Source organism: Micromonospora sp. WMMA1923 (genome assembly GCF_049179195.1).
Lineage (GTDB): Bacteria > Actinomycetota > Actinomycetes > Mycobacteriales > Micromonosporaceae > Micromonospora > Micromonospora yangpuensis.
On the sequence record NZ_JBMHLZ010000001.1, the window covers coordinates 5,756,264 to 5,782,049 of the forward strand.

The window sequence follows — 25,786 nt, forward strand, 5'->3', positions numbered from 1 at the left end:
TGAATGACGGAGACACAGGCGAAGTCGGGGAACAAGGGGACCTCGGCCAAACCGGTCGACGAGGAGGCCGCGAAGAGCGGCGCACCAGCGACCGGCCGCGCGGCCGTGGGCCGGGCCACGGTCCCCGCCGACGCGCCTGCCCCGAAATTCACTCGGGCCCCCGGCATGGCTCCGCCGCCGGACAAGCCCGAGGATCCGGGGGCGGCCGGTAAGCCGGAGAAGACGACAGGTGCCGAGGCGAAGTCCGCCCCGGCGCCCCCGGCCCGTCCGAACACCACCCAGCCGATCAAGACAGGTTCGGCCGGTCAGTCCGGTTCCGGTAACCAGACCCGGCTCGGTTCGGCGGCCACCGGCACCCTGCCGCGGGTGAGTTCGCCCGGTTCGGGCGGCAAGCCCGATCAGGGGCGTCCGGGCGGCGGCACCGGGCGACCGGCAAACGGTGGCGGCCTGCCTCCGGGGGTCGGTGGCGCGTCCGCCGTCGGGGCCGCGCGGGTGGGTGAGGCGGTACGCTCCGCGCGTACCTCGGTCAGCTCGGCCGCGTCGCGCGGACCGCGCCGGGCCCGGCTGAACCTGAAGCGGATCGACCCCTGGTCGGTGATGAAGTTCGCCTTCGCCGTCTCCGTGGTGCTCTTCATCGTGGTGGTCGTCGCCACGTCGGTGTTGTATCTGGCGTTGGACGCGATGGGTGTGTTCCAGAGCGTGAACGACAGCCTCACCGACCTGGTGAACGCCGGTGGCGGGCAGAGCGGCGGGTTCCAGATCACCGCCCGTGGCGTGATCCTGACCTCGGCGTTGGTCGGCCTGGTCAACGTGGTGCTGTTCACGGCGCTCGCCACGCTGGGGGCCTTCGTCTACAACGTCTGTGCCGACCTGGTCGGCGGGATCGAGCTCACCCTCGCCGAGCGCGACTGAGTCTCGACGTCGACGCCGGGGTGTCCGCCAGGTGCGGCCCCCGGCGTCTCGCGTCGCCACCCCCTGCGGCGGAGTAGGGCCACGGGTGGGCGGTGACCCCGGTTTGGGCCGGGGTGGGCGGATGGGTTAACCTTGCTCGTCGCTTGCGGGGCTATAGCTCAGTCGGTTAGAGCGCAGAGCTGATAACTCTGAGGTCGCTGGTTCGATTCCAGCTAGCCCCACCGCACGTCCTCCGACATCAGTCGAGCGCTAGGGGTCGCCCCATGGTGAAGAAGCTTCTTTTCGTCGTCGGCATCGTCGGCGTGGCGGCCTTGGTTGCCAAGCGGGTCAAGGACTCCAATGACGAGCGCGCCCTCTGGCACGAGGCGACCACCGCTCCCGACCTGCGCTGATCCGGGCGGTTCGACCGCCTGCGGGGCCCTAGCTCAACTGGCAGAGCACTGCCTTTGCAAGGCAGGGGTTAGGGGTTCGAGTCCCCTGGGCTCCACCAGCACGAATACCGGTTGATCCCGGTCCCGAGTACAGCCATTCGTACCGCCAAGCGGGTTTGCCAGCGCTACGGCTTGAGCGTGGCGAGCAACCCGGTGACGTGGGTCTTGATGTCGTCGCGGACCTGGCGGACGACGTCGAGGGGTTGGCCGGCGGGGTCGGTGAGTTTCCAGTCCTCGTAGCGTTTGCCGGGGAAGACGGGGCAGGCGTCGCCGCAGCCCATGGTGACTATGACGTCGCTGGCTTCGGCGGTGTCCCAGGTGAGTCGGGCCGGGGTCTGGTCGGTGATGTCGATGCCGACCTCCCGCATGGCCTCGACGGCGGTGGGGTTGATCCGGTCGGCGGGCGCGCTGCCGGCGGAGCGGACCTCGACGGAATCTCCGGCGAGGTGGCGTAGCCAGGCGGCGGCCATCTGGGAGCGGCCGGCGTTGTGGACGCAGACGAACAGGACGCTGGGTTTGTCGGTCATCGGGGTGCGCTTTCTCGGGTCGGGTGGGGCACGACCACCGCGTCGGCGGCGTGTCCGGCGTGGGGGTACCAGGCGGCGAGGGCGGCGACGGCCACCAGAGCGCCGACGAGCTGGGCGGCGAGGAAGCCCGGCACGGAGGCGGGGGCGATGCCGGCGAAGGTGTCGGTGAAGGCCCGGCCGATGGTGACCGCCGGGTTGGCGAAGGAGGTCGAGGAGGTGAACCAGTAGGCCGCCCCGATGTAGGCGCCCACGGCGGCGGGCGCTGCGGTGGTGCGGCCGGAACGGGCGAGGGCGAAGACCAGCACGACCAGCCCGGCGGTGGCGACCACCTCGGCCAGCCACAGGTTCCCGCCGGTGCGGTCGGTGCGTGACCAGGTGACCGGTGGGAGCCCGAACATGAGGGCCGCCAGCACCGCCCCGGCGACGGCCCCGGTGACCTGCGCGCAGACGTAGCCGGCCAGGTCCCGCGGGGTCAGACCGGTCCCGAGCCGGCGGCCGAGCCACCAGTCGACGGCCGAGACGACCGGGTTGAAGTGCGCGCCCGACACGGGGCCGAACATCAGGATCAACGCGCCCAGGGCGAGGGCGGTGGCGACCGCGTTCTCCAGGAGCTGAAGCCCCACATCGGTCGGGGAGAGCCGGGTGGCGGCGATGCCGGCACCGACGACGGCGGTGACCAGCAGGGCCGTACCGGTGAACTCCGCGCTGGCCCGCCGGGCCAGGGTGAGACTCACTCGGCGGCCCGGGCGGCGGTGGGGATGTCCAACAGCGCGCCGAGCTGCCGGAAGGCTTCCGGGCGGACCCGGTACCAGACCCAGGTGCCGCGCCGCTCGGAGTCGACCAGGCCCGCGTCCCGCAGCACCCGCAGATGGTGGGAAATGGTGGGGCCGGAGAGGTCGAAGGCCGGGGTCAGGTCACAGACGCAGATCTCCGGTACGGAGGCGATCATCGACATCAGCCGGAGCCGGACCGGGTCGCCCAGGGCCTTGAACATCGGGGCGACCGTCGCCGCCTGGCCGTCGTCCATCGGGCGGGCCGCGATCGGGGCGCAGCAGGCCACGGCGTTCAGGTCGACCACCGGTAGGGGCTGTTTAGACACGCGTCTAGGTTGACAGATTTCAAAACAGAGGGCAACGTGGGGTCTGCTTCGAAAACCATCTAGGCAGGGGCCAGTCATGGTGCCCCTGTCGGGAGGAGAGCCATGTCCCGCGTTCAACTTGCCCTGCGCGTGTCCGACCTCGAAGGCTCCGTCGCCTTCTACTCGAAGCTGTTCGGCGTCGAACCGGCCAAGCGTCGCCCCGGCTACGCCAACTTCGCCATCCAGAACCCGCCGTTGAAGCTCGTACTCCTGGAGGGCGAGCCCGCCCAGCCGACCGTGCTGGACCACCTGGGCGTCGAGGTACCCACCACCGAAGAGGTCGACGCCGCCACCCGGCGCCTCACCGAATCCGGCCTGATCACCCTGGAGGAGAACAGCACCGAGTGCTGCTACGCCCTCCAGGACAAGGTCTGGGTACGCGGCCCCGGCGACGAGCCCTGGGAGGTCTACACCGTCAAGGCCGACTCCGACCAGCTGGGGAAGAAGGTCACCGCCAGCACCTGTGGCACTCCCGCCACCGACAACCAGCCAGCCACCACCGGAGCGACGGGGAGCTGCTGCTAGCGGCACCGTCCCGCCTGCCTGCGGCGGGCCGTGCAGTGGTTTCCGGTGGTCGTCTCCTGCCAGGGATCGATGACCTGGATGCCCGTGCCGGTGCTCCTCCGTCCGGTGGCCGGCGGCCTCCTACCCGGGTCGCAATTCGAGTGCCGTCCCGCGCCCGATGTCACCAGGAGCCCGCTCGAACAGGCTTGCCTGGTGCCCTCGGGTGACGCCACCGGGACCGGATCCCGGGCAGTCGAGGGCACCGGGAGGCGGCAGATCGACATGATCGACACAGATGCGTCGAGGCGACCCCGGGTCGTGCGGTTCGGTGCGGTCCTGGCGACCGTGGCGCTGGTCGGGGTGACAGCGGTGGGTTGTGGTTCCGGGCCACCGCAGGCGAGCGTGGCACCGTACGTCACGATTCCGGCGGCGCCGGGCGCGGCGACCGGCACGGCCGCCCTGACCGGCCCGGACGTCGAGGCCTGGCTGGACGGGATGCTGCCGGCCGCGATGCAGCGGACCGGCATCGCCGGGGCCACGGTCGCGGTCGTCGGCGACGGCCGGATCCTCACCACCCGGGGGTACGGCCACGCCGACACCGGTGGCGGGGCGGCCGCGCCGGAGCCGGTCGACCCCGAGCGGCACCTCTTCCGGCCGGGATCGGTGTCGAAGGTGTTCACCGCCGTCGCCGCGCTGCAGTTGGTGCAGGGCGGCACCCTGGAGCTGGATGCCGACATCGCCGGGAAGCTCGACTTCGACCTGCCCCGCAGCTTCGACGAGCCGATCACCCTGCGGCACCTGCTGACCCACACCGCCGGGTTCGAGGAGCGGGTAGCCGGCCTGATCGGTACCGAGGGCGACTCGACGGATCTGCGCCGGGCCCTGGTGACCGACCCGCCCGAGCAGATCTTCCGACCGGGTACGGTGCCGGCCTACTCCAACTACGGCTACGCGCTGGCCGGGTACCTGGTCGAGCGAACCAGCGGGATGCCCTTCGAGGAGTACGTCCAGCGGTACGTCATCGACCGGGCCGGGATGACCTCCTCGACCTTCGCGCAGCCGCTGCCCCCGGCCCTGCGGGACCGGATGTCGCAGGGGTACCCGAACTCGGCCGCCCCGGCGGGACCCTTCGAGTTCGTCGGCGTCCCGCCGGCCGGTGCGCTCAGCGCTCCGGCGCCGGACATGGCCCGGTTCATGCTCGCGCTGCTGGGCGAGAAGACGGATGACCCGGCGCTGCTCGACCCGCCCACCCTGGAACTGATGCGGCAACCGGGCCTGGACGCGGGCTCGCTCGGCACGCTGGCCGAGGGACCCCGGATGAGCCTCGGGCTCTTCGACGAGAGCCGTAACGGCCACCGGATCCTCGGCCACGGCGGTGACACCAACTACTTCCACTCCCACCTGCAGATCCTTCCCGACCAGCGGGCCGGCCTGTTCATCTCGCTGAACAGCGGCGGCAACGGCGGGATGGACAGCCACGAGCTGCGCCAGGCGGTGCTGACCGGCTTCGTCGACCGGTACTTCCCCGCCAAGGGCGACCAGTCCGGAGCCGGAGCGGGCGGGACCGTCGACGCGGAGACCGCGGCGGAGCACGCGGCGGTGCTGGCCGGCACGTACGAGAGTTCCCGGACGATGCGCAGCACCTTCCTGGCCACCGTAGGCCTGGTCGGTCGGACCAGTGTCGCCGCGTTGGAGGACGGGCGGCTGCTGGTCGAACCGGCACCACTGTCCACCACCCCCGCGGTGTACGAGGAGGTCAAGCCCTGGCTCTGGCGGGAGGTCGGCGGGCAGCGCACGCTCGCGGCCCGGGTCGTCGACGGTCAGGTGGAGGCCATCGGGTTCGATTCCGCCTTCGCCCTCCTGCCGGTCGACCCGCAGCGCGGCACCGGCCTGGTCGCCTCGGTCCTGGGCGCCTCGACGCTGGTGCTGGTGCTGACGGTGCTGGTCTGGCCGGTCGCGGCGGTCGTCCGTCGCCGACTCGGCCGGGCTCCACGCGGGCGGGCCGGGCGGACCGCGCGGGTGTTGAGCCGGGTCGCCGTCGCCGGTGCGCTGCTCGCCCTGGTCGGCTGGGCGGTCAGCCTGACCGCCATCATGGGGATGCGGGAGGTCCCGACGGCTGTCCTGCGCGGTGTGCAGGTGCTGCAACTGGTCGGCCTGCTCGGGGTGCTACCCGCCACGGTCCGGCTGGTCGACGAGGTCCGTCGCCGGGGCGGCTGGCCCCGGATCGTCGGTAGCGCACTGGTCCTGCTGGCGCTGGCCGGTACCGGGTGGTTCGCCGTCGAGTTCATGCTGCTCGCCCCGAGCATCTCCTACTGACTAGGAAGATCAGGCCATGACACAGCACAGCGGTACCGGCCCGGGGGCCACCGGCGTCCCGGGCCGGTACCGGCTCAGTGGGCGGCTGGACGGGTGGCTCACCCGGCTCGGGGTGACCGGACGGTTCGCCCGGGACTGCCTCCTGGCCGTGGTCGTCGCGGTCGTGACGTTCGTCCTGTTGGTGATGCTCTTCTGGGTCGTGCTGCCGACCGAGGAGACCGAGGTCGGCGCGGACCGGGCCCGGTTGGCGATCCTCCTCTGCTGCGGGCAGGCGCTGCTGCTCTGCCTGCGCCGGGTCCACCCGGGACGCTGCCTCGCGCTCGTCGTCGGCGTCCAGCTCGTGATCAATGCGACGATGCCGTCCGAACTGACGGTCCAGGGTGGTGCCACGCTGATTGCGGCCTACACCGTCGGCACCCTGCTCCCGGTACGGACGGTCGTCGTCGCGGTGGGCCTGGCCACGGCGGCCGACACCGTGGGTGCGGTCGCGGCCGCCGCCTCCGGCAGCCCGGCCCCGCTGCGGGCCGTCCTCGGTCACCTCGTGTCCAGTGCCCTGTCCTACGGCGGTGCGGCCTTCGTCGGCGGCTACGTCGCGACCCACCGGCGGTATCTGGAACTGCTGCGGGTCCAGGCGGTCGAGGCGGTCCGGGCGCAGCAGGCGAAGGTGTCGGCCGCGATCGGCGCGGAACGTTCCCGGATGGCCCGGGAACTGCACGACGTCGCCGCCCACCACCTCTCCGGCATGGTGGTGCAGGCCTCGGCGGTGGAACGGCTGATCGACCGGGACCCGGCGGCGGCGAAGGACGGGGTGGTCTGGATCCGCGCGCAGGGCAAGGAGACCCTGAACAACCTGCGGCTCGTGGTGGGGGTGCTACGCGGGCGACCGGAGGCGGACGGGGCCCCCGGTCCCGGCGAGGGCAACGTGCCCGTGCCGGGCCTGGCGGTGCTGGACGACCTGGTACGCACCGCTCGTGAGCTGGGCAGTTCCGTCGAGCTGACCCGGCAGGGCCAGGAACGCGAGCTGCCGCCGATCGCCGACGTGGCGCTGTACCGGACGGTGCAGGAGTGCCTGTCCAACGCCCGGCAGCACGCCCCGGGGGCTCCGGTGCGCATCGAGCTCCGGTTCGCCGCGCGCGAGGTGGCGCTGGCGGTGGTCAACGGACCCGCCACCCGACGTCCCGAGCCGACGGGCCGGACCAGCAGCGGGGTCGGGCTGATCGGCATGCGGGAACGGGCCCAGCTGATCGGCGCCCGGTTCGCGGCCGGCCCGACACCGGCCGGCGGCTGGTCTGTCACAGTGACGCTGCCGACCCGGGACGAGGCTCGGGCCACGTCGACGCGGGCGACCACGAAGGGAACCGAACCGACATGATCAGGGTGCTGCTCGTCGACGACCAGGCGGTGGTCCGGGCCGGTTTCCGGGTGATCCTGGAGCAGTCCGGCGAGATCGAGGTGGTGGCGGAGGCGTCCAACGGCACCGCCGCCGTCGACCTGGCCCGCCGGACGAACCCGGACGTCATCTGCATGGACGTCCGGATGCCCGGCGGCGACGGGCTGGCCGCCACCCGTCGGATCGTCGCCGAGGCGCCCGGGGAACCGCCGGCGGTGCTGGTGGTGACGACCTTCGACCTCGACGAGTACGTCTTCGGCGCGTTGGAGTCCGGCGCGAGCGGCTTCATCCTCAAGGACTGTGAGCCGGAGGAGCTGATCGAGGCGATCCGGCGGTTGGCCAACGGGCAGGGACTCGTCGACCAGGCGGTGACCCGGCGGGTGATCTCGGAGTTCGCCCGTCGTCGCCCGGTGCCGGAGTCCGACGCGCCGGCGGCGTACCAGTTGACCGCGCGGGAGACCGAGATCGTGGTGTTGCTCGCCCGTGGACTGTCGAACGTCGAGATCGCCACGGAGCTGTTCATCGAGACCAGCACCGTCAAGTCCCACCTCGGGCGGGCGATGGCGAAGATCGGTGCGCGGGACCGGTTGCAGACCGTGGTGTGGGCGTACCAACACGGTGTGGTTTCACGCTGATCTCAGGTCAGCTGGCCGGCTGGGCATCGGCCCGAATGTCTGTAACTATCCGTGTCGTGCTGTTGACAACGGGAGATGGCGGTTCGGGGGTGTCGGGATGAGTGGGCGACTGGGCGTGCTCCTGCGACGACACCGGACGGTCGCCGGGCTCACCCAGGAGGAACTCGCCGAACGGGCGGGACTGGCCGTGCGTACCGTGCGCAATCTGGAGCTCGGCTGGGTGACCCGGCCCCAGCGGCGGACGGTGGAGGAGTTGGCCGACCGGCTCGGCCTGTCGGCGGCGGACCGCTCCCAACTGGTGGCGGTCGCCCGGTGCCGCGACGACACCGGGGAGGACCGGACCGGTGCGGACGAGGACCGGGCCGGTTCGCTCCCCGGTGACCTGACCGACTTCGCGGGCCGGGCCGGCGAGCTGCACCGGCTCGCCGAGGAGGCCCAGGGGGCCGCCCGTGCCGAGGCGGCCCGGGTGGTGGTGGTCAACGGGCCGCCCGGGGTGGGCAAGACCAGTCTGGTGGTGCACGCCGCGCACCAGCAGGCGCGGCACTTTCCCCGCGGGTCGTTCTTCGTCGACCTGCGCGGCATGGACGACGAGCCGACCCCCCTGGCCCAGGCGCTCGACCAGTTGCTCACCGCGTTCGGGGTGGCCCAACTGCCGCCGTCGACCGACGCCCGGTTGACCCTCTACCGGACGCTCAGCGGCGAGGGCCGGGGGTTGCTGGTGCTGGACAACGCCCGGGACGAGGCCCAGGTACGCCCGTTGTTGCCGAACGGGCCGGGCTGGCTGGTGCTGGTCTCCAGCCGGAGCGCGCTGGCCGGGTTGGCCGGGGTACGCCGGGTGCCGCTGCGGGTGCTGTCGGAGGAAGAGGCGCAGCTGCTGCTCACCGGTGCGGTGGGCGGTGGACGGATCGCCACCGAGAGCGCCGCCGCGGTGGAGCTGGGGCGGCTCTGCGGGCGGCTGCCGCTGGCCCTGCGGGTCGCGGCGAACCGGCTGGCCGTCCGTCCGCAGTGGAGCGTGCAGTCGCTGGTGGAGCGGCTGCGCAACGAGCGGCGTCGGCTGGACCTGCTGCGCGCCGGTGACATCGAGGTACGCAGCGCGTTCGAGTTGTCGTACCGGCTGCTCGACACCCCGGCGCGGCGGGCCTTCCGGTCGTTGGCGGTGGTGCCGCTGCCGCAGTACTCCGCGCCGGTGGTCGCCGCACTTGTCGACGAGCCGGTCGCGGTCACCGAGGACCTGCTCGACGCGTTGGTGGACGCCGGCCTGCTCAACGCGGCGGCCACCGCCGGCCGGTACGTCCTGCACGACCTGCTGGCGCTCTTCGCCGCCGAACGGATCGACGCCGAGGAGAGTGCCGCGGACACCGACGCCGCCCGGGACCGGCTCGCCGGGCACCTGCTGGGTCGGATCGCCTCCGCCCATGGGTGGCTCGACCCGACCCGCTGGCGGCCACCGGCCGGGTTCCCCACCGCGCCTGCGGCGGTCAACTGGCTGGACACCGAACGGCCGGGCTGGTGGTGGGCGATCCGGTACGTCGCGACCCGGGGCCGCCACCACGAGGTGCTCGCCGCCGCCGGGCACCTGTACTGGTACGCCGAACGGCGGCACCTGGCGGTGCCCTGGGACGAGTTGTTCCGCCGGGCGGTCCGGGCGGCGCAGTCGCTCGGTGACCCGGTGGCCGAGGCGTTCCAGCGCAACAACCTCGGCTGGGCGTTGTATCTCCTGCACGACGACCTCGACGAGGCGTACGTCGAGCACCGTACCGCGTTGGCGTTGGCCGAAGCCGCCGGTGAACCGGGGATCGCCGGGTGGGCCCGGTGCTACCTGGCGGCGCTGCAGAGTCGGCGGGCCGACCCGGGTGCCGCGTTGGCGAACCTCCGCGACGCCCGACGGTTGCTGTTGGCGGCCGACGACCGGCTCGGCTGGATCGTGGCCTCGTACACCCTCTCGGATCTGCTGCGCTCGACCGGCCAACTCGACGAGGCGCTGCGCCTGGTCGAGGAGGCCGACCAGGGTTGGGGGTCGGCCCTGCCGGACCGGCCCGCCAGCCGGCCGCTGCGCGGCTGGGTACGGCACCGGTTGGGGCTGCTGCAGGCCGACCGCGGCCGGTTCGGTGACGCGGAGGCGGCGTTGCGCGGGGCGATCGAGGACTTCGACGCCGGTGACGACCTGGGCTGCCTCGGCCGTACCCACCTCACCCTCGCCGAGGTGCTGCTGCGGGCCGGGGCACCCGAACGGGCCCAGGTGGTGCTCGACCGGGCGACCGAACTCCTCGAAACGGTCAACGACGTCGGGTCGCTGGGCGAGGTGGCCCAGGTCCGGGCCTGGCTCGACGAGATCCTCGACTGACCGGGCGGGTCACCCGGTGGGGGCGCCGCGGCGGGTAACCAGGCCGAGGGTGAACGCCTGCCGGGTCAGTTCGGCCTTGTTGCCCACGTCCAGTTTGGACCGGATCCGGGTGAGGTAGGTGTTCACGGTCGCCTCGGAGATGCCGAGCCGCCGGGCCACCTGCGCGTGGGTCAGACCGTGGGCGATCAGCTTCAGGGTCTCGGCCTCCCGGGGGGCCAGCGCGGGCCGGCGGGGCGGGCGGTCCCGCCCGGGGCCGGGACCCGGGGCGCAGGGCGGCGCCGCCCGGCCCGGCGCGCGGGTGGCGCCGGGGCCGGGCGGTTCACCGCGCAGCCGGGCGGTGAACCGCGGACACAGGTAGAACCCGCCGGTGGTGGCGATGTCGAGTGCGATCCGCAGCTGGGCCTGCTCGCTCGCGGTGCTCACCACCGAGCGGGCGCCGGCCCGAATCGCCGCCACCGCCACCGTCATCGCCGAATCCGGCAGCATCACCAGCGTCGGGTGCCGGGGACAGGACCACCGCACCGCGTGCAGCAGTGGATCCACCAGGACGACGACGGTCTCCGGACCCGCGCCGCTGCCGGTCACCTCGCTCACCGTGTCCACCGTGACACAGCGTCGTACCCGCTCGTTGCCTCCGATCAGTTGGTGCACCCCGCGCCGGGCCAGCGGCTCGGACACCACCACACACACGTCGAACATCGGCCACCCCTCGGTGACAAGTCAACTACAGCGTGATGGGAAAGGCGAGGCAAGAAGACCGGCAAGAAACGGGCGTCAAACGGACAGGTAACCGAGCTCCACGGCGCGTCGGGTCAACTCGGCCTTGTTGGCGGCCCCGAGCTTGCGCCGCAGCCGCTTCGCGTACGTGTTGACGGTCTGCTCGGTCACCCCCAACCGGTGGGCGGCCTGCCGGTGGGTGAGCCCCTGGGCGATGCAGCGCAACGTCTCCACCTCGCGGGGACCCAGCGCGGCCGACGCCTGCGCTGCCCCACCGGCCAGCGTCGTCACCCCGGGCGACAGGTAGCTACCGCCGCTGAGCACCGCCGCCCTGGCCAGGGTGAACTCCTGGGCGCCGTCACCCTCGCGCAGCACCGCCCGCACCCCGGTCACCAGCAGCGCCAACGGGTCGACGCTCGACTGTCGGGGCAGGACCAGCAGCACCATCCGGTCAGCGGTGAGTGCGGTCAGCTGCGGCCAGCGGTCACCGGTCAGGTGGTCCCACCGCAGGACCACCGGCTCCGGCGCGCCGGCTTCGGGCAGATCAGCCGTCGACATCCGGTTGCTCCTGAGTGGACGGGGCCGTACCGGTGCGCGTGCACCGGCACCGACAATTAAAGCCCCTCGACGCGTCCCCGAACTGACGGCTGTCGGTGTCCCCCCGGACATCGAGAAGAATCCTCGGCGCGACCTCGTTGTCGCCCACCTCTCCCAGCAGCACAGGCCGTCCCGACCGTGTCGGGTGCCGTCGACGTCACCCGGCCGGTCCATCCAGCGGGGACCGTCCGGTCGTGGGCCGGACCAGATTCGCGAGGTCCTGGCGACAAGGGAGACAGATCACATGATTTCGACTCAGTTACGACTGTGGTGTTTCGGTGGCTTCCGGCTGGAGCGGGACGGACTGCCGGTCGACCTGTCCGGCATCCGCCCCCGGGTGCGCACCCTGCTGCGGTATCTCGCCGCCGAGGCCGGGCAGCCGGTGCACCGGGAGCGGATCATGGCGGCGCTCTGGCCGGAGCTGCCGGAGCGGGCGGCCCTCAACAACCTGCACGTCGGCGTCTCGACGCTGCGTACCTTCCTGGAGCCGGGAGTGGCCCGGGGCGCGTCCCGGTTCGTCGTGCGCGACGGCTGGACGTACCGGCTGGAGGTGGACGACGGAGGTTGCGACGTGTCGGCGTTCGGGGCGGCGCTGGCCGAGTCCCGGCGGGCCCGGTCGCGGGGCGAGGACGCGGCGGCCGTCCGGGCGCTGCGCACCGCCCTCGACCACTACGCCGGTGACCTGCTGCCGGAGGACGGCACCGCGGAGTGGGTGCTCGCCGCCCGGGACCGGCACCGGTCCCGGGCGGCGGAGGCCGCGGTGCTCCTGGCCGGCCTGGAGTTGACCCGGGGGCGGGCCCGGGCCGCCGTGGCGGCGGCCCGTCGGGCCCTGGAGCTGGACGGCTACCACGACGACGGCTGGCGGCTGCTGATCAGCGCACAACGGCGGGCCGGTGACGTGGCAGCGGCCCGGCACAGCCAGCAGACGTACGAGCGGGTGCTGCGGTCACTCGGCGTCGGGTCCCGCCCGGTGCACGTCACGGCCGCCTGAACACCTCCACCTCGGCCAGGGCCACCCGCCGCCCGCGCTGCTCGCCGTAGCTCGCCTGGATGGTCAACCGCAGCCGCGACACCCCGCCCGCCACGTGATGGAAGCTCTGCGGGCCCGGCCGGTCGGTCAGCCGCAACTGGCTGGCGCGCTCGCCGTCGCCTGTCGACAGGGTCATGGTCAGCTCGGCCGGGCGGGCCTGCTCGACGAAGGCGTCCTGCTGGGGCGAGGCACCGGTGTGCACGATGAGATCCAGCAGACGGATCGGCGGATCGAAGGTGAACTCGACGTACTCGCCGGTGGCGGGTCGGTCGGTGGCCGGCGCCCAGTACCGGTTGTTCAGCCCGTCGACGGTGGACCGGGCCGGATGACCGCGCGCCGCACTGGAGGCCGTCACCTCGCTGGGCAGCACCGCCTCGGGCGTCGCGGTCCGGTCCCGGACGGCGTCCACGACCGGCCCGGCGAACCGGGCCACCGCCAGCGCCACCGCGCCGAGCAGGGCCAGCACGAGCAGGACCGCCAGCAGCCGGCGCAGCCAACCCCCGCGGGACCGGCGGCGTGGCCAGCGCAGTCGACGCCACCACGGTAGGGCCCGGGGCGGGCCGGTGGTCGCGGTCAACGGGTTGCCGCACCGCCGGCAGAACGACCGGTCCCGCGGGTTGCCGGTGCCGCAGACCGGACAGGTCACGTCGTGCGGGCCGCCCGCCGGATCACCGGTGAAGTCCCGGACCACCGGTGGCGGCGCGACCGGCCGACCCGGTTGCACCGCCGTCGGCTGGTCGACTCGGTCGGTGGGATCGAGCGGGGCCGGCTCGGTCGGGGTGCCCTCCCGGGCCGGTGCGGTCTCGTCGGCCGGCCGTACCGGCACCACCAACGCGGCGGCCCGCCGCAGGTCGCGCTCGGCGGTGGGCGGAGCCGGCTCCGCGACCTCGACCTCCGGCGTCGGGGTGGCGTCGTCGTCCCAGGACAGGAACGCCCCGCAGGTGCCGCAGAAGCCGTCGCCCGGAACGACCTCGGACCCGCAGTTGTCGCAGCGCCTCACCGGGCCACCGTCCGGTCCGTCCCGGCCGGGTCCTCGCCCACCAGTGGCAGCACCTCCACCGTGTACGGCACGTGCGCCGGCCGGTTCGCCTCGACCACCGCCCGCAGCCGGGCGACCAGGGCGTCGCTGGGCTCCGGCGCGTACACCCGCACGGTAAGGGCGGGCACGGCGGACCCGGGCAGGGCGGTGCCGGGCGTGACCGACCAGGTGGTGCCGCCGCTCTCGACGATCTCCGGGACGAGCCCGGTGGCGAGGCGTACCTCCTCGGCCAGTCCGGCGGCGGTGCCGCGGACCCGGTGTCGGGCGACGGCCCCGGCGACCACCCGGCGGCGTTCGGCGGCCGGCCGGTCCCGCCCACCACCGGCGGCCACCCAGGAGCCCAGCCAGTCCACGAAGTCCGGCGGGGCCAACGCCGGGTCGAAGTACGCCCACAGGCTGTCCAGGGTGGCGTGCACCGGCGCGAGCACCTGGTCGAAGCCGCCGGTGAGGCGCTGGGCCAGGTCGTCGGCGGCGTAGACGGCGGGCAGCCGCCGGCCCAGCGGGTCGGGGGTGGCCAGTCCAGCGACTGCGGCGCGCATGGGTGGTTCCTCCTCGCTCAGGCGCCCGACGGGCGTTCGTCGACCCGGACCTGGTGCTGGTGGGAGAAGACGAGGGCGTGCCGATCCAGGTCGATCCGGGTGACCTGCTCACCCCGCCGGCCGGTCAACGGATCGGCGGGGAACATGCGGACCTCCTCGACCACCTCCACCCCCGGCAGCCGTTGCAGGACCCCGAAGATCTCCCCGGAGTGCACCTGCCGCCCGAACGGCCAACCCGTGCCCTCCGGCCCACCGTGCACCGGGTCGAGGTAGCGGTACAGGGTGGCGGTGGCCTCGCCGCGCAACTGGGCGGCGGCGACGTCGGGCCGGGGGACCAGCCGGACGACCACGGTGACCCCCTGGTAGAACGGCGGCTCCACGACCAGCCGGGTGCCGACCGGGCGGCGGGTGTCCAGATGCTCGGCGATGGTGGCGAGCATCCCGTCCGGGGGGACCAGGTCCTCGAAGTGCAGCCGGCCCTCCGCGTCGGCGACCGCCTCCGGCACCACCAGCAGCCGGACCCCGCCGGCGTCGCTGCCGTCACCGGCGGACAGGCAGCGCACCCGGGCGGCGGCCGGGCAGGCCTGCCGGGCGAGCAACTCGTAGTCGCGGGCGGTCACCGCCCGGTCCTGGGCCCGCAGCTGGACCGGACCGCGCAACCGGGCCTCCGCCACGGTCTCCCCGTCCACCCCGCCGGTGGCGGGCGCCCGGTTCTCCACCCCGGAGACGTACGGCATCGAGCTGCGCAGCACGGCCAGCGCGCCCCGGGCGACGTTGCCGCTGCGCCCGCCCCCGGTGCGGTAGCGCCGGACCCGGACCCGGGAGCCGGCGGCCGGTACGGCACCGTAGCGGCGTAACGTCCCGTCGGGCTGCCGGACGGCCGGCCCGAAGAAGATCTCCCCGGCGGTCCGGTCGAGCACCACGTGCCGGTCCTGGGGCCCGGAACCGCTGAACGAGTCCACCTCGGCCCACTCCAGCCACCCGGCACCGTCGGCGGTCTCCACCACCAGGGGCTGCTCGTCGCCGACGATCGGCGGCCGGGCCACCGTGAACCGCTGCCCGGGCACCCCCTCGGCCTCACCCACCTGCTCGCCGAGGATCGTCTCGGCGTGCACCGCGGTGACCGTGCCGCCGATGGTGGCCGCCTCGACCGAGCGGACCGTCGGCGAGGCGGCGTAGAACGGCTGACCCGGCCGGGCCTCGACCAGCCGGCAGCGCAACCAGCCGGCCCGCTGCCCGGCGACCACGCTGCTGATGTGGGTGGCCGGCACGTGCAGCACCACCTCGCCCGGCCGGTTCAACCCGCCGGTGTCGTCGTGGTCGACCTCGCAGGGCGACCAGTCCGCACCGGTCCACGCCTCCCAGACCAGCGGCGGTTGCCGCGGGTCGACCCCGACCCCCTCGACCCGGCTGTCCATCCGCAGCAGCACCGCGCAGGACGGCACGGCGGCGGAGAGCCCGAGCAGCATGGCGTCACCCACCGACGGGCTGGCCGGGAAGCAGGCCACGTCCCGGCCGTCGAGCAGCTCCTCGGTCCGGTCCGCCGGTGGGCCCTGGGCCGGGTGGCTGCGCAACCGGCTCAGCTCGCAGGGCACCACGGCCAGGTCCGTCGCGGTGGTGAAGACGATCGCCTCGTCGGTCTGGGTACGTTCGGTGCCCACCTCGGTGCCGGCGCGCAGCACCACCGGCTGGGTCTGCGGGCCGGAGAGCCAGAAGGTGACCTCGCCCCGGGCGGCCGTCGGCGGGAACGGGCGTACCCCGATCAGGTCGAGGAAGGCCAGGTAGTTCTTCTCCGGCACCCGGTTGAGCCGGTAGAGGAGCTGGTCGACCATGTGCGCGAACGTCTCCACCAGGGTGACCCCCGGGTCGGAGACGTTGTGGTCGCTCCACTCGGGGCAACGCTGCTGGATGAACCGTTTCGCCTCGTCGACGAGCTGCTGGAAGCGACGGTCGTCCAGGTTGGGCGCGGGCAGCGGCATCAGGCGGTGCTTTCCTCGTGGGACGGGATGACGTAGAACGGGAAGACCAGGTTCCGGGGGTCGTTGGTGCCCCGGACGGTGTACCGGACGTCGATGTAGAGCACCCCGACCTCCTCGGCGTCGAAGCTGACCACCACGTCGGTCACGTCGATGCGCGGCTCCCAGCGGTCCAGCGCCCGGCGCACCTCGAAGGCGATCCGCCCGGCGGTGTTCTCGTCGGCCGGGGCGAATACGTAGTCGTGCACCCCGCAACCGAACTCCGGTCGCATCGGCCGCTCACCGGGGGCGGTGCCGAGGATCAGCTGGATCGCCTCGACGATCTCCCGCTCCCGGTCGACCAGGGCGATCCCGCCGGTCGCGTCGGTACGCAGCGGGAACGCCCAGCCCGCACCGATGAACTGCTCGGCCACCGGCTCAACCCCCGATCAACACGGTAGGCGCGCCGGTGCTGACCACGGACTTGCAGGTGGTCTGGTCACCGCGTCGGGCAGCCTGGTGCCCGCCGATCAGCACCCGCCGCAGCGGCGGCGGCATGGCCGGCACGATCCGGTTGGTCAGCAGGAGCACCAAATGCTGGGGTGGCTTCTCGCACACGCAGACGGTGCCGACCACGGCGGCGGGTCGGCCCGCGATGAGCACGCTGGAGACCCCGAGCATCGGGGCACCGGGCGTACCGGGTGGCAGCGCCTGCCCACCGGGCGGGCCGATGGTCCCGGTGGGTGGGCCGGGGGTGAGCGCGGTGGCCAGGTGGCTGAGCTTGTCACCGATACGGGCGGCGGGCGGCATGGGGCATCCCTCCGGTCAGTTGAGCTTCACGAGTGGTGCCTGGATGTCGACCTGGGTGCCGCCGTCGACGGTGACCTTGCGTCCCCGCATGACCAGCTCGCCGGTGCCGGCGTCCAGGGTGATGCCCCGGCCCTTGACGGTGACCTGCTTCTGCGCCTCGATCTCGACGGTGCCGTCACTGCGGATCACCACCGAGGTCTTCCGCTCGTCCAGGTGCACGGTCAGCCGGTCCTGGGAGGTGACCAACCGGATCCCCCGGGGGCCGGCGGCGAGCTGGGACTCCAGGAACTCGATCCGGTCGCCGCTGCGGGAGGCGAACGAGCGCCGGTTGACCCGCCCGGAGGAGGAGTCCACCAGCGCGCCGTCGTGCGGTGACGGTCGGTCCGTGCCGTTGTAGAGACCCCCGATCACGTACGGGCGGTCCAGCAGGCCCTGCTCGAAGCCGACCAGCACCTCGTCGTTGACCTCCGGGCAGAACACCCCGCCGCCGCCACCCCCACCGAGCTGCACCGTACGGACCCAGTCGGTCTCGTACTCGCCGACGTCGGTCAGCCACGGGAAACGCAGCTTCACCCAGCCCTGGCCGACCCGTTCGGGGTGCCGACGGTCCACGTCGGCCTTGACGTTGGTGACGATCCCGGTGGCCAGCCCCGGCACCCGGCTCGCCCGGGCCGGCGCGGCGGCGGCGGTGGCCAGCCCCCAGGTCGACCGGTCCTGACGGCCACTCACCGTCAACCAGGTCTCGTAGACCAGGCCGGGGCCGAGCACGTGCCGGCTGGCGGTGATCGTGTACTTGCCCTCGAAGGGGGCGCCCACCTGTTGCAGGGAGATCGGCACACCGGCCCGCAGCAGGGGATTGCCCCGGAGGCCGACCTCCAGCTCCGCGAAGGCCCCCGTCACGTCGGCGGCCACCGCGCCGGCCACCGCCCGGGTCTCCGCGGTGGTCCGGTACGGCACGTCGGCCACGCAGAGTCGGGCCGTACCGAACGGGCTGGTGACCTTGTCCGGGGTGGTGCCGATCTGTACCTCGTCGCTGGCCTCGGCGGTGACCTCGGTCTTGAGCGGCTGCTTGCGGCGGACGTCCCAGCCGCGCACCGTCACCCCGGCCACCTGCCCGACGGAGGTGACGGTGGAGCGGACCGAGAAGAGGTTGTCGTCCATCTGGACCACGAACCGGCTCTGCTCGGCGGTCACCCCGGCACCGGGCGCACCGGCGGCCCGCACCGAGCGGCGGAACTCGAACCTCCCGTCGACGACGACCACCTCGGCGTCGTTGTCGACCGCGAGCATCTTGAGGAACTCCCAGTCGTTGACGTTCGGCTGGGTGACCGTCTCGTACACGGTGGAGGTGGCCTCGACCTGGCCGATCGGGATCCCGGCGGCGGCGGCGACCTCCCGGGCGATGTCGGAGGCCTTGCGGTTGACGAAGCTGCGGACCCGCTGGCCGCGCATCAGCCGGTGGGAGAGGTCCAGCGCCCGCAGGGTGGTGAAGGTGCCGACCCCGTCGTACTCGCACTCCAGGGCGACCACCTCGCCGGTGAACAGCGGCACCGTGGCGGGGTCCCGGCCGGTACGGACCCGGACGGTGACGTCCTTGCCGATGGTGATGCTGTTCTTCTCCAGGAACTTGCTCTCCGGGTCGCGGAAGCTCAGGGTGGCGGCGGCGGCGAGGTTGGTGCTGTCCTGGATCTCCGCCGAGACCAGCAGGTCGGCCCACTCCTTGGGCAGCTCGCCGGGTACCCCGATGACCAGGTTGTTGGTGTGTTCACCGCCGGACATGACGGTCCTCCCCGGTGGGCAACTCCTCCGGTGCGGGCAGGAGCAGTTGTCGTCCCGCCGTCAACCGGAGCGGGTCGTCGATGTCGTTGGCCTCGGCGATCACCCGCCAGACGGTCGGGTCCCCGTACTCGCGGTGGGCCAGCAGCTCCAGGGAGTCCCCGGCCACCAGGGTGTGCACCCGCCGGGCGCTCCGACTGCCCGAGGTCGGGTTCTGCCCCGGCGTGGCCCCGCTGATCTCGTGCAGGGTCAGCGAGCAGGTGGCCCGCAGCGGGGTGCCGTCCGGGTCGAAGAGGCTGTAGGTCGCGTTGATCTGGCTGACGTACGAGTAGAACGACACGGTCTGGAACTGCCCCCAGGCGAACTTCACCCAGGGTGGTGAGGGTGCCTTCGCGGCGATGCTCGCCTTCGTCGGCACACAGCAGGTGAGCAGGGAGTCGACCCGTTGCTGAACGGTGCGGGAGTGGGTGTCGGTGGCGTCGAGGAAGATCTCCAGACTCAACGTCCGGGGGCCGGAGCCGCTGAACTCGGCGACGCCGACGTCCTGCGCGCCCCGGACCACGTGCGGGATCCAGTTCGCCGACTTGGTCAACGCCAACTGCTGCGGGTTGAACATGAACGTGATCGGCCCGCCGAGGGTGCCACCGGGTTGGCTCCCACCCGAGGTCGGCGGCTGGTACCGCTGCAGCTGCGCGGCGACCTTGCCGGCCCGCGACCGCATCAGCCCACTTCCAGAAAGCCGTGGTACGCCAACTCGATGCTCTCGCTGGCCACCTCGGAGCGTTCCGGGTCGAAACTCGGCCCGGACCAGCGCACCAGCACCACGTCGGCGAGTCCCCACTGGACCAGCAGCGCCAGGTCGGGCCGGAGCGCGGCGATCTGGGCGGTGCCCCGGCGCACCCCGCTGGGCAACTGGGCCAGGTAACTGGAGACCTTCGCGGTGTCCCGGGTCAGCGGTCGGGTCAGCGTGACGTTGGAGTATCTCAACCGGGACGGCAGCTGCCAGACGAAGTCGTTGTTGCCGCCCTCCTGGTACTGCTCCAGCTCGACCTCGCAGCCGAGGCCGTCGCAACTGTTCCACTCGCCCAGGTCGATGCCGTCGATCTGGAGCCGGAAGTGGACGCTCGTCCCCGGGTCACCGCTGGCCATCGGGGTACCCCCTCTCGTGGTGCCGGTCTGTCCGTCGCCCCGGTGGTGGTCTCACCGGTGGCCGTCCCGCCACCGGCCGGAGCGTTCCCGGCTGGCCCGCAGATCGGCGCGGACCAGCCGGCTGATCGGTCCGACCAGCCGGTGTGCCAGGGCGTCGAGCTCCCGTCGGTCGAAGCCGCGCAGCATCGCCTCGATGTCCGGCTGCGCCGCCGGCTCGGCCGGTGCGCCGGTCTCCTCCCGCTGGACCGGCCCGAGCGACCGCTGTGCCACCCCGCCGACCTGCGGCCTGCCGGGGGAAGCCGCCCGGGACCCACCGGCGGATCCGGCGGAACGCTGGACCGTCGTGGATCCGGCGGTCCGTTGGACCATCGTGGGTCCGGTGGCCCGCTGGGCGGTCGTGAGACCGGTGGTCCGTTGGACCGTCGTGGGTCCGGTGGCCCGCTGGGCGCTCGCCCGCTGCCGGGGTGGACCGCCGGTGGCGGGTCGGGCCGAGCCGGCCGGATCGGGCTCCGGGCGTGCTCCGCTGTCGGATGCCGACCTCAGCGGCCGGTGCTCGGCCGACGCCGAGGTGCCGGTCACCCTGGTCCGGTGGCCGTCGCCGGGCGAGACGGTACGGGCAGCGCCGGCCCCGGGGTCGCCCTGCCCCGGCCCGACCGGGGACGGACCGGAACGGACCTGCCGCTGAACGGAGCGGGCCGGTGCCGGCGCGGCGGATGGGCCGGGGCGCGGACCGGCCGGGTTCCCGGTGGGTGCGGTGGTCCGCTGGGCGGCGGCCGACGCACTCTGGTCCGGGCCGGCCGCCGACGCCACGACGGCACCCCGGGTACGCCAGCGCACCGGCACGGTGGCCCGGGAGCTGGTCGGAGTGCCGGGCGTCGTCAGCGTCCCACTCAGGCCTCCGCTCAGTCGGGGCAGTTGGCGCTCGGCGAGCAGTGGCACCCGCTGTGGGGCCGGTGACGACACCCCTACCTCGCCCCGGCCGTCGGTCCGACGCAGCCGCTGAACCACCGGTCCGGCCGGGGGCGCCGTCGCCGCGGGGCCACCGGGCGTGGACCGGTTGGTGGCTGGCTGTCCCGGCACGGGTTCGGGTCGGCTGGCCGGCGTGCCGGGGCCGAGCGGAGTCGACCGGCCGACAGCCGACCGGCCGACAGCCGACCGGTCGGTTGCGACCCGGGCTGGCACCGACGGGCTCACCTGGGCTGCCGTGACCCGGTCCGGGTTCGGCCGGGCCGGTGCGGGCTGGACCGGGATCGACCGGCCAGGTGCCGGGGTGGTCGGCGGGCGGTGGGCGGCGCTCGGGGTGCTCGTCGGGGCCGTGCCCCGGGAGGCGCCGGTGGCGGTGGACGGAGCCCCGGCGGGGTTCCGCAACGTGGTCGACGGTGTGGCCGCCGTGGAGGCGGCGTCATCGGCGCGGACCACCGGCCGGCGACGCAGTGGGACGACCCGACCGGTGTGCCCGGGGGCCGCCGACCGTTGCAACGGTGTCGATCCGGCCGGGCCGACACCGTTGCCGTCGACGGTTCTGCCACCGCCACCGCCGCCGGTGCTGCGGGTGGTGCTGGCGGTCCCGCTCGTGCCACCGGGGTTCGGGGTGCCGGCGGGCGCCGCTGGTGGAGTGGGGCGGACCACCGGTGGGGGCGCGTCGGCGGGCAGGGGGTGGCCGAGCCCGAGCCGGGCCGGGCCGGGGGTGCTGCGGGATGGCGTGAGTGCTGCGGGGGGTTCGGGTCGCACCCGGGCGGTCTGGACCACCGGCGGGCCGGACGTCGCGGGGTCCGGCCGGGAGGGCACGGCTGCGGTGTCCCGGTGGGCGGTCGGATCCGGTGCGGGGTGCGGCGGGACGGCGGAGCGGTTGCCGGCCGGTGCCGGACCGCCGACGGCCGGTCGGGCCGTCCCGGCCGGGGTCGTGCCCCGGTCCGTCGTCCCGGTCGGGGTCGTGCCCCGGTCCGTCGTCCCGGTCGGGGTCGTGCCCCGGTCAGTCGTCCCGGTCGGGGTTGGGCCCCGGTCCGTGGGTGAGCCGGAGGTCGGGCCCCGTGACGTCGGTGGGCCAAGCGGGTTGTTGGTGGGAGCCGGCGCGCTGGCCGGGGACGAGGCGGGATCGGGTCGACCTGCGCGGGCGGGTGCCCGTTGGACGGTTGGCGGTGAGGTCGTCGAGCGACCCGCACCACCTCCCGTCGTGCTCCGATCCGTGGTGCTCCGGTCCGTGGTGCTCCGGTCCGTGGTGCTCCGGTCCGTGGTGCTCCGGCCCGTGGTGCTCCCGCCGGTTGGACGGCCGGTGGAACGTGGCCGGGCCGTCTCGGGCAGGGCCGGCAGGGGATCACCCAGCCCCAACCGGGCGGGTCGGCGTACCGGTGGCTGTCCGGACCGGTGCGATCCGGTACCGGCGGGGGCTGCGGCAGGGCCGGTGTGGTGGGTGGATCCCGCAGCCCCGGAGGGGACTCCCGGCCACCCGGAGGCCGGGCCGGGGCCGGCCGCGCCGGCCGCACCGGGAGCTGCGGTGCCGGGACGAGGGGTCGAGCTGGCGGCAGCGGCTGGGCCGGCGGCGGGACGGGCCGTGGTCGGGCTGGCAGCGCCCGGACGGGCAGTGGTCGGGCTGGCGGTCGCGGCGCTGGCGGCGGTCGGGCTGGCCGGGGTGGTGGCCCGCTGCACGGTCGGCGGGCCGGAACCGGAACCGCTGCGGGGCGAGCCGGTCAACCGTCGGGCCGGGCCGGCCGGCCGGGCGGTGACCAGCGGGCCGGCCGAGGCGGGACGCTGGACGGCCGGCCGGGACACCCGGTGGTGGTCCGCCGGCCCGATCACCGGTGGCGGGGAAGCAGGGCGGGCGTCGGGCGTGGTGGGCGTACCCGTCAGGCCGGTGCCGGAGTGATCCACCAGGTGGTCGGCGGGGCTGCGCTGGACCGCCGGCAGCTGCGGGGCCGGGCCCCGGTCGGTGGGCTTCTCGGTGGGCTTCGGACCGGGCCGGGAGCGGGCCAGGTCGCGTACCACCCCGAGGGGGGCCTGCTCGCTGACCAGATGGTCGAGCGGGGTGCGCAGGCTCGGGTCCTGCTGGGTGCTCAACCGGGTGGTGAACCGGGGCAGGTCGCTGACCAGCATCGGCGCGTCGGCCATCGCCCGTTGCATCGGCGGCAGGGCCCGCCAGGCCGGATCGACGGGTACCCGCTCCACGGTCCCGGTCGGCGCTGCTCCGGACAGGGTCGGCTCGGTGGCGGACCGGGCCCGCTCACCGGAGGGGTCGGCGGCGGCACCGGACGGGTCGGCGACCCGGGACCGGGTGCCGGCCACCAGTCGCCGCATCCTGTCGCGTAGCCCCATGGCACCTCACTGACCTTGGTTCATCCTGGTGTTGATGCGGGCGATCTCCGCCACGTACCGGGCCCGCTCGGCGTGGGTGAGACCGAGGATCTCGGCGTGTGGCCAGTGGAAGTGGTAGGCGACGTACGAGACCTCCTCGTGGAGCCGGTCGGCCCCGTACGTCACGATTCCCCCGGGCGACCACCGGCCAGGTCCACCTCGAACACCGACTCGCAGTCCGGGCAGGTCACCTCGGCGAGGGTGTGCCCCTCGGCGTTGATCCGGCGGTACAGGTCCTGCAGGAACGCCAGGTCGGAGGCGAAGAGCCGCTCGATGACCTCGGCGCGTACCTGGGTGATCGTGCCCAGCCGGGTGACCACCAGGCTGAGCAGGACGATCGACAGGTACGCCGGGTTCTGCTTGACCCGCAGGTCGACCAGGGGCGCCAACTCGTCCCGGGCGGTGGCCAGCCGCATGCTGCCCTCCCGGTGCACGGTGCCGTCCTCGTCGACGTACCCCCGGGGTAGGTGGAAGGTGAACTCCGTCTGGAGCCGGACCGGCGGGGGCGGCGCGACCACCGGCTGGCTCGGCTCCGCCGGCAGGTCGGCCGGGTCGACCAGGGTGTCGAGGCTGCCGGCGGAGACACCACGGCGTCTCACTGGGTGCTGATCTCTTCGTAGACGATGGTGACCTTCTCGCTCGCCGGGGTCGCGTCACCGGCCTTCAGTGACGGGCCCTCCCACCTGCTCACCCAGGCGTTGGTCAGGTCGAACCGGCGGGTCTGGGACTTGTCGGCGTTGGTGATGATGATGCTGATGTTCTGCCGGGCCGCGTCGATCGAGCCCTTCAGGAACGTCTCCTTGATCCACTCGGTGAAGGAGCTGCTCTGGTCCAGCCCCCGGGTGACCGTCACCTCGCCGGCCTTCCGGGCACCGGGGATCTTGCGGATGATCAGCTCGCCGGTGGGGGTGACGTGCTTGACCTCGATCGAGTCCAGCTCGACGGTCAACCCGCTGACCTCCTCCACCAGCTCCACCTGGATGCCGCCCATCTCCACCTGGAAGGTGTGTACGACAAAGCTGTCACCAGAGGCCATCGTGGCCGCCTTTCGTCATCGGGATCTGCGTCAGTCGCTGATCAGGCTGGTGCTGTCGGAGAACTGCGACAGGCGGAAGACGACGAACTCGGCGGGCTTGACCGGGCAGATGCCGATCTCGCACACCACTTGGCCCCGGTCGATCACCTCCGGTGGGTTGGTCTCGCGGTCGCACTTGACGTAGAAGGCGTCTGCCGCGGTCGCCCCGAACAGCGCGCCCCGCCGCCACTCCTCGGTGAGGAAGGCGGTGATGTTGCGGCGGATGGTGCCCCACAGTCGCTGGTCGTTCGGCTCGAAGACCACCCACTGGGTGCCGAGCAGGATCGACTCCTCGACGTAGTTGAACAGCCGGCGCACGTTGATGTAGCGCCAGGCCGGATCGGAGGAGAGGGTGCGCGCGCCCCAGACCCGTACCCCCCGGCCGGGGAAGGCCCGGATGCAGTTCACCCCGATCGGGTTGAGCAGGTCCTGTTCGCCCTTGGTGACGTTGTTCTGCAGGTCGACCACGCCTCGGAGCACCTCGTTGGCGGGGGCCTTGTGCACGCCCCGCTCGGCGTCGTTGCGGGACCAGAGGCCGGCCAGGTGGCCGCTGGGCGGCAGGAACACGCCCCGGCCGGTGCTCGGGTCGAAGACCTTCACCCAGGGGTAGTAGAGCGCCGCGTAGCGGGAGTCGTAGCCGGCCTCGTCCTGCCGCCAGGTGCGGACCTGCTGCGCGGTCAGCTCCGGCGGCGGGTCGAGCAGCGCCATCCGGTCGCCCATCTGCTCGCAGTGCGAGATCAGCGCGAGCTGCGCGGCCTTCACCGCCTCAAGATCGATGACCCCGGCCTGGTACGCCCCCATCAGGTCCGGCGCGGCGACCATGGTGATCTCGTCGATCGCCTCCAACCCGGCCAACCCGGTACGGCTGTCGACGTCCCCGGTGAACTCGTCGGCGGAGAGGCTGGTCGGTACGGCCTCACCGGGAGCGCTGGGCGGGGCCAGGGTGACCGTCTGCTTGGCCGGGCGGGCCAGCGCGTTGGCGGCGGTGGCCTCCTCCATGGTGATCAACTTGGACCGTTCCCGGACCTGGTTGACCACGTAGCTCTTGTTGCTCTTGCGGAACGAGGCGTCGTACTCCTCCGCCGGCCGGCCCTCGGCGCGCACCACCAGCCGGAAGCGGTCCTCGCCGACCCCCTCGCCCTCGACGTCGGCCACCTCCACGGTGACCTCACCACCGGCGGCCGGCAGCGCCGCCACCCGGAAGGTGCCCAGCGCCGACGGCTCCCCGGCGGGCAGCTCCTTCGGCGCGCCCCGACCGCTGCTCTTGCGGGCCGCCGACGAGTCACCGATGCGGACGATGTAGCAGATGCCACCGCCGTTGGCGAAGTACCCGTACACCGAGTGGGCCAGGTAGCTGCCCTCGACCATCCCGCCGAAGAGCTGGACGAACTGGCTCCAGTTGGTGACCAGGGTCGGAGTGTGGAAGGGCCCCTTCTCGGCGAACCCCACGAAGGCGGTCACGGCGGTGCCGACGCCCTCGATGGGACGCGAACCGCTCTGGACCTCCTCCACGTACACACCTGGGGACAGGTACGTCGGCATGCAAGCTCCTCT

General features: G+C 73.3%; 26 protein-coding genes and 2 tRNA genes. 10 read left to right on the plus strand and 18 right to left on the minus strand.

Annotated features, from left to right (window positions below; genetic code table 11):
- Positions 1 to 3: 3 nt before the first annotated feature.
- The 4 genes from ACN28G_RS26165 (at position 4) to ACN28G_RS26180 (ending at position 1,402) form a co-directional block, all read left to right on the plus strand.
- A complete protein-coding gene (locus ACN28G_RS26165) occupies positions 4 to 912 on the plus strand; it encodes a DUF3566 domain-containing protein (protein ID WP_091432507.1) in 909 nt (302 codons plus the stop codon).
- A 147-nt stretch (positions 913 to 1,059) separates the two neighbouring features.
- Positions 1,060 to 1,133 (plus strand) — tRNA-Ile (locus tag ACN28G_RS26170).
- Between the two features lie 42 nt (positions 1,134 to 1,175).
- Complete coding sequence (locus tag ACN28G_RS26175; RefSeq protein WP_217628753.1) at positions 1,176 to 1,304, plus strand: DLW-39 family protein; 129 nt, start codon at positions 1,176 to 1,178, stop codon at positions 1,302 to 1,304.
- 22 nt (positions 1,305 to 1,326) lie between these two features.
- Positions 1,327 to 1,402 (plus strand) — tRNA-Ala (locus ACN28G_RS26180).
- A 66-nt stretch (positions 1,403 to 1,468) separates the two neighbouring features.
- Here the strand turns inward: ACN28G_RS26180 and ACN28G_RS26185 are convergent.
- Genes ACN28G_RS26185 through ACN28G_RS26195 form a run of 3 tightly spaced genes read right to left on the minus strand, consistent with a single transcriptional unit; the run spans position 1,469 to position 2,969 of the window.
- Complete coding sequence (locus ACN28G_RS26185) at positions 1,469 to 1,870, minus strand: arsenate reductase ArsC (protein ID WP_421480553.1); 402 nt, start codon at positions 1,868 to 1,870, stop codon at positions 1,469 to 1,471.
- A complete protein-coding gene (locus tag ACN28G_RS26190) occupies positions 1,867 to 2,604 on the minus strand; it encodes an aquaporin (RefSeq protein WP_421480554.1) in 738 nt (245 codons plus the stop codon). The genes ACN28G_RS26185 and ACN28G_RS26190 overlap by 4 nt, the downstream gene beginning before the upstream one ends.
- Complete coding sequence (locus tag ACN28G_RS26195) at positions 2,601 to 2,969, minus strand: ArsR/SmtB family transcription factor (protein ID WP_421480555.1); 369 nt, start codon at positions 2,967 to 2,969, stop codon at positions 2,601 to 2,603. Before ACN28G_RS26195 ends, ACN28G_RS26190 begins: the two co-directional genes overlap by 4 nt.
- A gap of 102 nt (positions 2,970 to 3,071) precedes the next feature.
- Between ACN28G_RS26195 and ACN28G_RS26200 the strand changes: the two genes are divergently transcribed.
- From ACN28G_RS26200 to ACN28G_RS26220, 5 genes are all read left to right on the plus strand, one after another.
- The gene (locus ACN28G_RS26200) at positions 3,072 to 3,533 is read left to right on the plus strand and encodes an ArsI/CadI family heavy metal resistance metalloenzyme (protein ID WP_421480556.1); all 462 of its coding nucleotides are present in this window, start codon (positions 3,072 to 3,074) and stop codon (positions 3,531 to 3,533) included.
- Between the two features lie 261 nt (positions 3,534 to 3,794).
- On the plus strand, positions 3,795 to 5,828 hold the full coding sequence (locus ACN28G_RS26205; RefSeq protein ID WP_421480557.1) for a serine hydrolase domain-containing protein: 2,034 nt from the start codon (positions 3,795 to 3,797) through the stop codon (positions 5,826 to 5,828).
- Between the two features lie 16 nt (positions 5,829 to 5,844).
- On the plus strand, positions 5,845 to 7,200 hold the full coding sequence (locus tag ACN28G_RS26210; RefSeq protein ID WP_421480558.1) for a sensor histidine kinase: 1,356 nt from the start codon (positions 5,845 to 5,847) through the stop codon (positions 7,198 to 7,200).
- Positions 7,197 to 7,853 carry a response regulator gene (locus ACN28G_RS26215; RefSeq protein ID WP_091432525.1) on the plus strand — a complete coding sequence of 219 codons (657 nt, stop codon included), beginning with the start codon at positions 7,197 to 7,199 and terminating at the stop codon, positions 7,851 to 7,853. Before ACN28G_RS26210 ends, ACN28G_RS26215 begins: the two co-directional genes overlap by 4 nt.
- A 97-nt stretch (positions 7,854 to 7,950) precedes the next feature.
- Positions 7,951 to 10,197, plus strand: coding sequence for a helix-turn-helix domain-containing protein (locus ACN28G_RS26220; protein WP_421480559.1), 2,247 nt, complete (start codon positions 7,951 to 7,953; stop codon positions 10,195 to 10,197).
- A 9-nt stretch (positions 10,198 to 10,206) separates the two neighbouring features.
- Here ACN28G_RS26220 and ACN28G_RS26225 read toward each other — a convergent pair whose 3' ends face one another.
- Together ACN28G_RS26225 and ACN28G_RS26230 are read right to left on the minus strand one after the other, a co-directional pair.
- Entirely contained in the window at positions 10,207 to 10,896 is a 690-nt protein-coding gene (locus ACN28G_RS26225) for a helix-turn-helix transcriptional regulator (protein WP_217628754.1), read from the minus strand.
- A gap of 75 nt (positions 10,897 to 10,971) precedes the next feature.
- Positions 10,972 to 11,472 carry a response regulator transcription factor gene (locus ACN28G_RS26230; RefSeq protein ID WP_421480560.1) on the minus strand — a complete coding sequence of 167 codons (501 nt, stop codon included), beginning with the start codon at positions 11,470 to 11,472 and terminating at the stop codon, positions 10,972 to 10,974.
- Positions 11,473 to 11,755: 283 nt separating this feature from the next.
- Between ACN28G_RS26230 and ACN28G_RS26235 the strand changes: the two genes are divergently transcribed.
- Positions 11,756 to 12,502: an AfsR/SARP family transcriptional regulator gene (locus tag ACN28G_RS26235; protein ID WP_421480561.1), complete on the plus strand. Its 747-nt coding sequence runs from the start codon at positions 11,756 to 11,758 to the stop codon at positions 12,500 to 12,502.
- Here ACN28G_RS26235 and ACN28G_RS26240 read toward each other — a convergent pair.
- From ACN28G_RS26240 to ACN28G_RS26300, 13 genes are read right to left on the minus strand one after another with little or no spacing between them, the layout of a single operon-like run.
- On the minus strand, positions 12,489 to 13,541 hold the full coding sequence (locus ACN28G_RS26240) for a zinc ribbon domain-containing protein (RefSeq protein ID WP_091432538.1): 1,053 nt from the start codon (positions 13,539 to 13,541) through the stop codon (positions 12,489 to 12,491). The genes ACN28G_RS26235 and ACN28G_RS26240 overlap by 14 nt on opposite strands.
- Positions 13,538 to 14,119 (minus strand): phage tail protein, encoded by a 582-nt coding sequence (locus ACN28G_RS26245; protein ID WP_091432541.1) that lies wholly within the window; start codon positions 14,117 to 14,119, stop codon positions 13,538 to 13,540. The genes ACN28G_RS26240 and ACN28G_RS26245 overlap by 4 nt, the downstream gene beginning before the upstream one ends.
- A gap of 17 nt (positions 14,120 to 14,136) precedes the next feature.
- Positions 14,137 to 16,098 (minus strand): putative baseplate assembly protein, encoded by a 1,962-nt coding sequence (locus ACN28G_RS26250; RefSeq protein ID WP_091432544.1) that lies wholly within the window; start codon positions 16,096 to 16,098, stop codon positions 14,137 to 14,139.
- A complete protein-coding gene (locus ACN28G_RS26255) occupies positions 16,098 to 16,508 on the minus strand; it encodes a GPW/gp25 family protein (protein ID WP_091432547.1) in 411 nt (136 codons plus the stop codon). The genes ACN28G_RS26250 and ACN28G_RS26255 overlap by 1 nt, the downstream gene beginning before the upstream one ends.
- A gap of 4 nt (positions 16,509 to 16,512) precedes the next feature.
- Positions 16,513 to 16,884 carry a PAAR domain-containing protein gene (locus ACN28G_RS26260; RefSeq protein ID WP_091432550.1) on the minus strand — a complete coding sequence of 124 codons (372 nt, stop codon included), beginning with the start codon at positions 16,882 to 16,884 and terminating at the stop codon, positions 16,513 to 16,515.
- A 15-nt stretch (positions 16,885 to 16,899) separates the two neighbouring features.
- On the minus strand, positions 16,900 to 18,663 hold the full coding sequence (locus tag ACN28G_RS26265) for a VgrG-related protein (RefSeq protein ID WP_421480562.1): 1,764 nt from the start codon (positions 18,661 to 18,663) through the stop codon (positions 16,900 to 16,902).
- Positions 18,650 to 19,381: a peptidase M23 gene (locus ACN28G_RS26270; protein ID WP_091432555.1), complete on the minus strand. Its 732-nt coding sequence runs from the start codon at positions 19,379 to 19,381 to the stop codon at positions 18,650 to 18,652. The genes ACN28G_RS26265 and ACN28G_RS26270 overlap by 14 nt, the downstream gene beginning before the upstream one ends.
- Complete coding sequence (locus ACN28G_RS26275) at positions 19,381 to 19,809, minus strand: phage tail protein (RefSeq protein WP_091432558.1); 429 nt, start codon at positions 19,807 to 19,809, stop codon at positions 19,381 to 19,383. The genes ACN28G_RS26270 and ACN28G_RS26275 overlap by 1 nt, the downstream gene beginning before the upstream one ends.
- Positions 19,810 to 19,860: 51 nt before the next feature.
- On the minus strand, positions 19,861 to 23,118 hold the full coding sequence (locus tag ACN28G_RS26280) for a hypothetical protein (RefSeq protein ID WP_421480563.1): 3,258 nt from the start codon (positions 23,116 to 23,118) through the stop codon (positions 19,861 to 19,863).
- 6 nt (positions 23,119 to 23,124) lie between these two features.
- A complete protein-coding gene (locus ACN28G_RS26285; protein ID WP_175440397.1) occupies positions 23,125 to 23,283 on the minus strand; it encodes a DUF6760 family protein in 159 nt (52 codons plus the stop codon).
- The gene (locus ACN28G_RS26290) at positions 23,280 to 23,756 is read right to left on the minus strand and encodes a hypothetical protein (protein WP_421480564.1); all 477 of its coding nucleotides are present in this window, start codon (positions 23,754 to 23,756) and stop codon (positions 23,280 to 23,282) included. The genes ACN28G_RS26285 and ACN28G_RS26290 overlap by 4 nt, the downstream gene beginning before the upstream one ends.
- A complete protein-coding gene (locus tag ACN28G_RS26295; protein ID WP_091432567.1) occupies positions 23,753 to 24,193 on the minus strand; it encodes a phage tail protein in 441 nt (146 codons plus the stop codon). Before ACN28G_RS26295 ends, ACN28G_RS26290 begins: the two co-directional genes overlap by 4 nt.
- A gap of 30 nt (positions 24,194 to 24,223) precedes the next feature.
- Positions 24,224 to 25,774 carry a phage tail sheath family protein gene (locus ACN28G_RS26300; protein WP_091432570.1) on the minus strand — a complete coding sequence of 517 codons (1,551 nt, stop codon included), beginning with the start codon at positions 25,772 to 25,774 and terminating at the stop codon, positions 24,224 to 24,226.
- Positions 25,775 to 25,786: the final 12 nt, after the last annotated feature.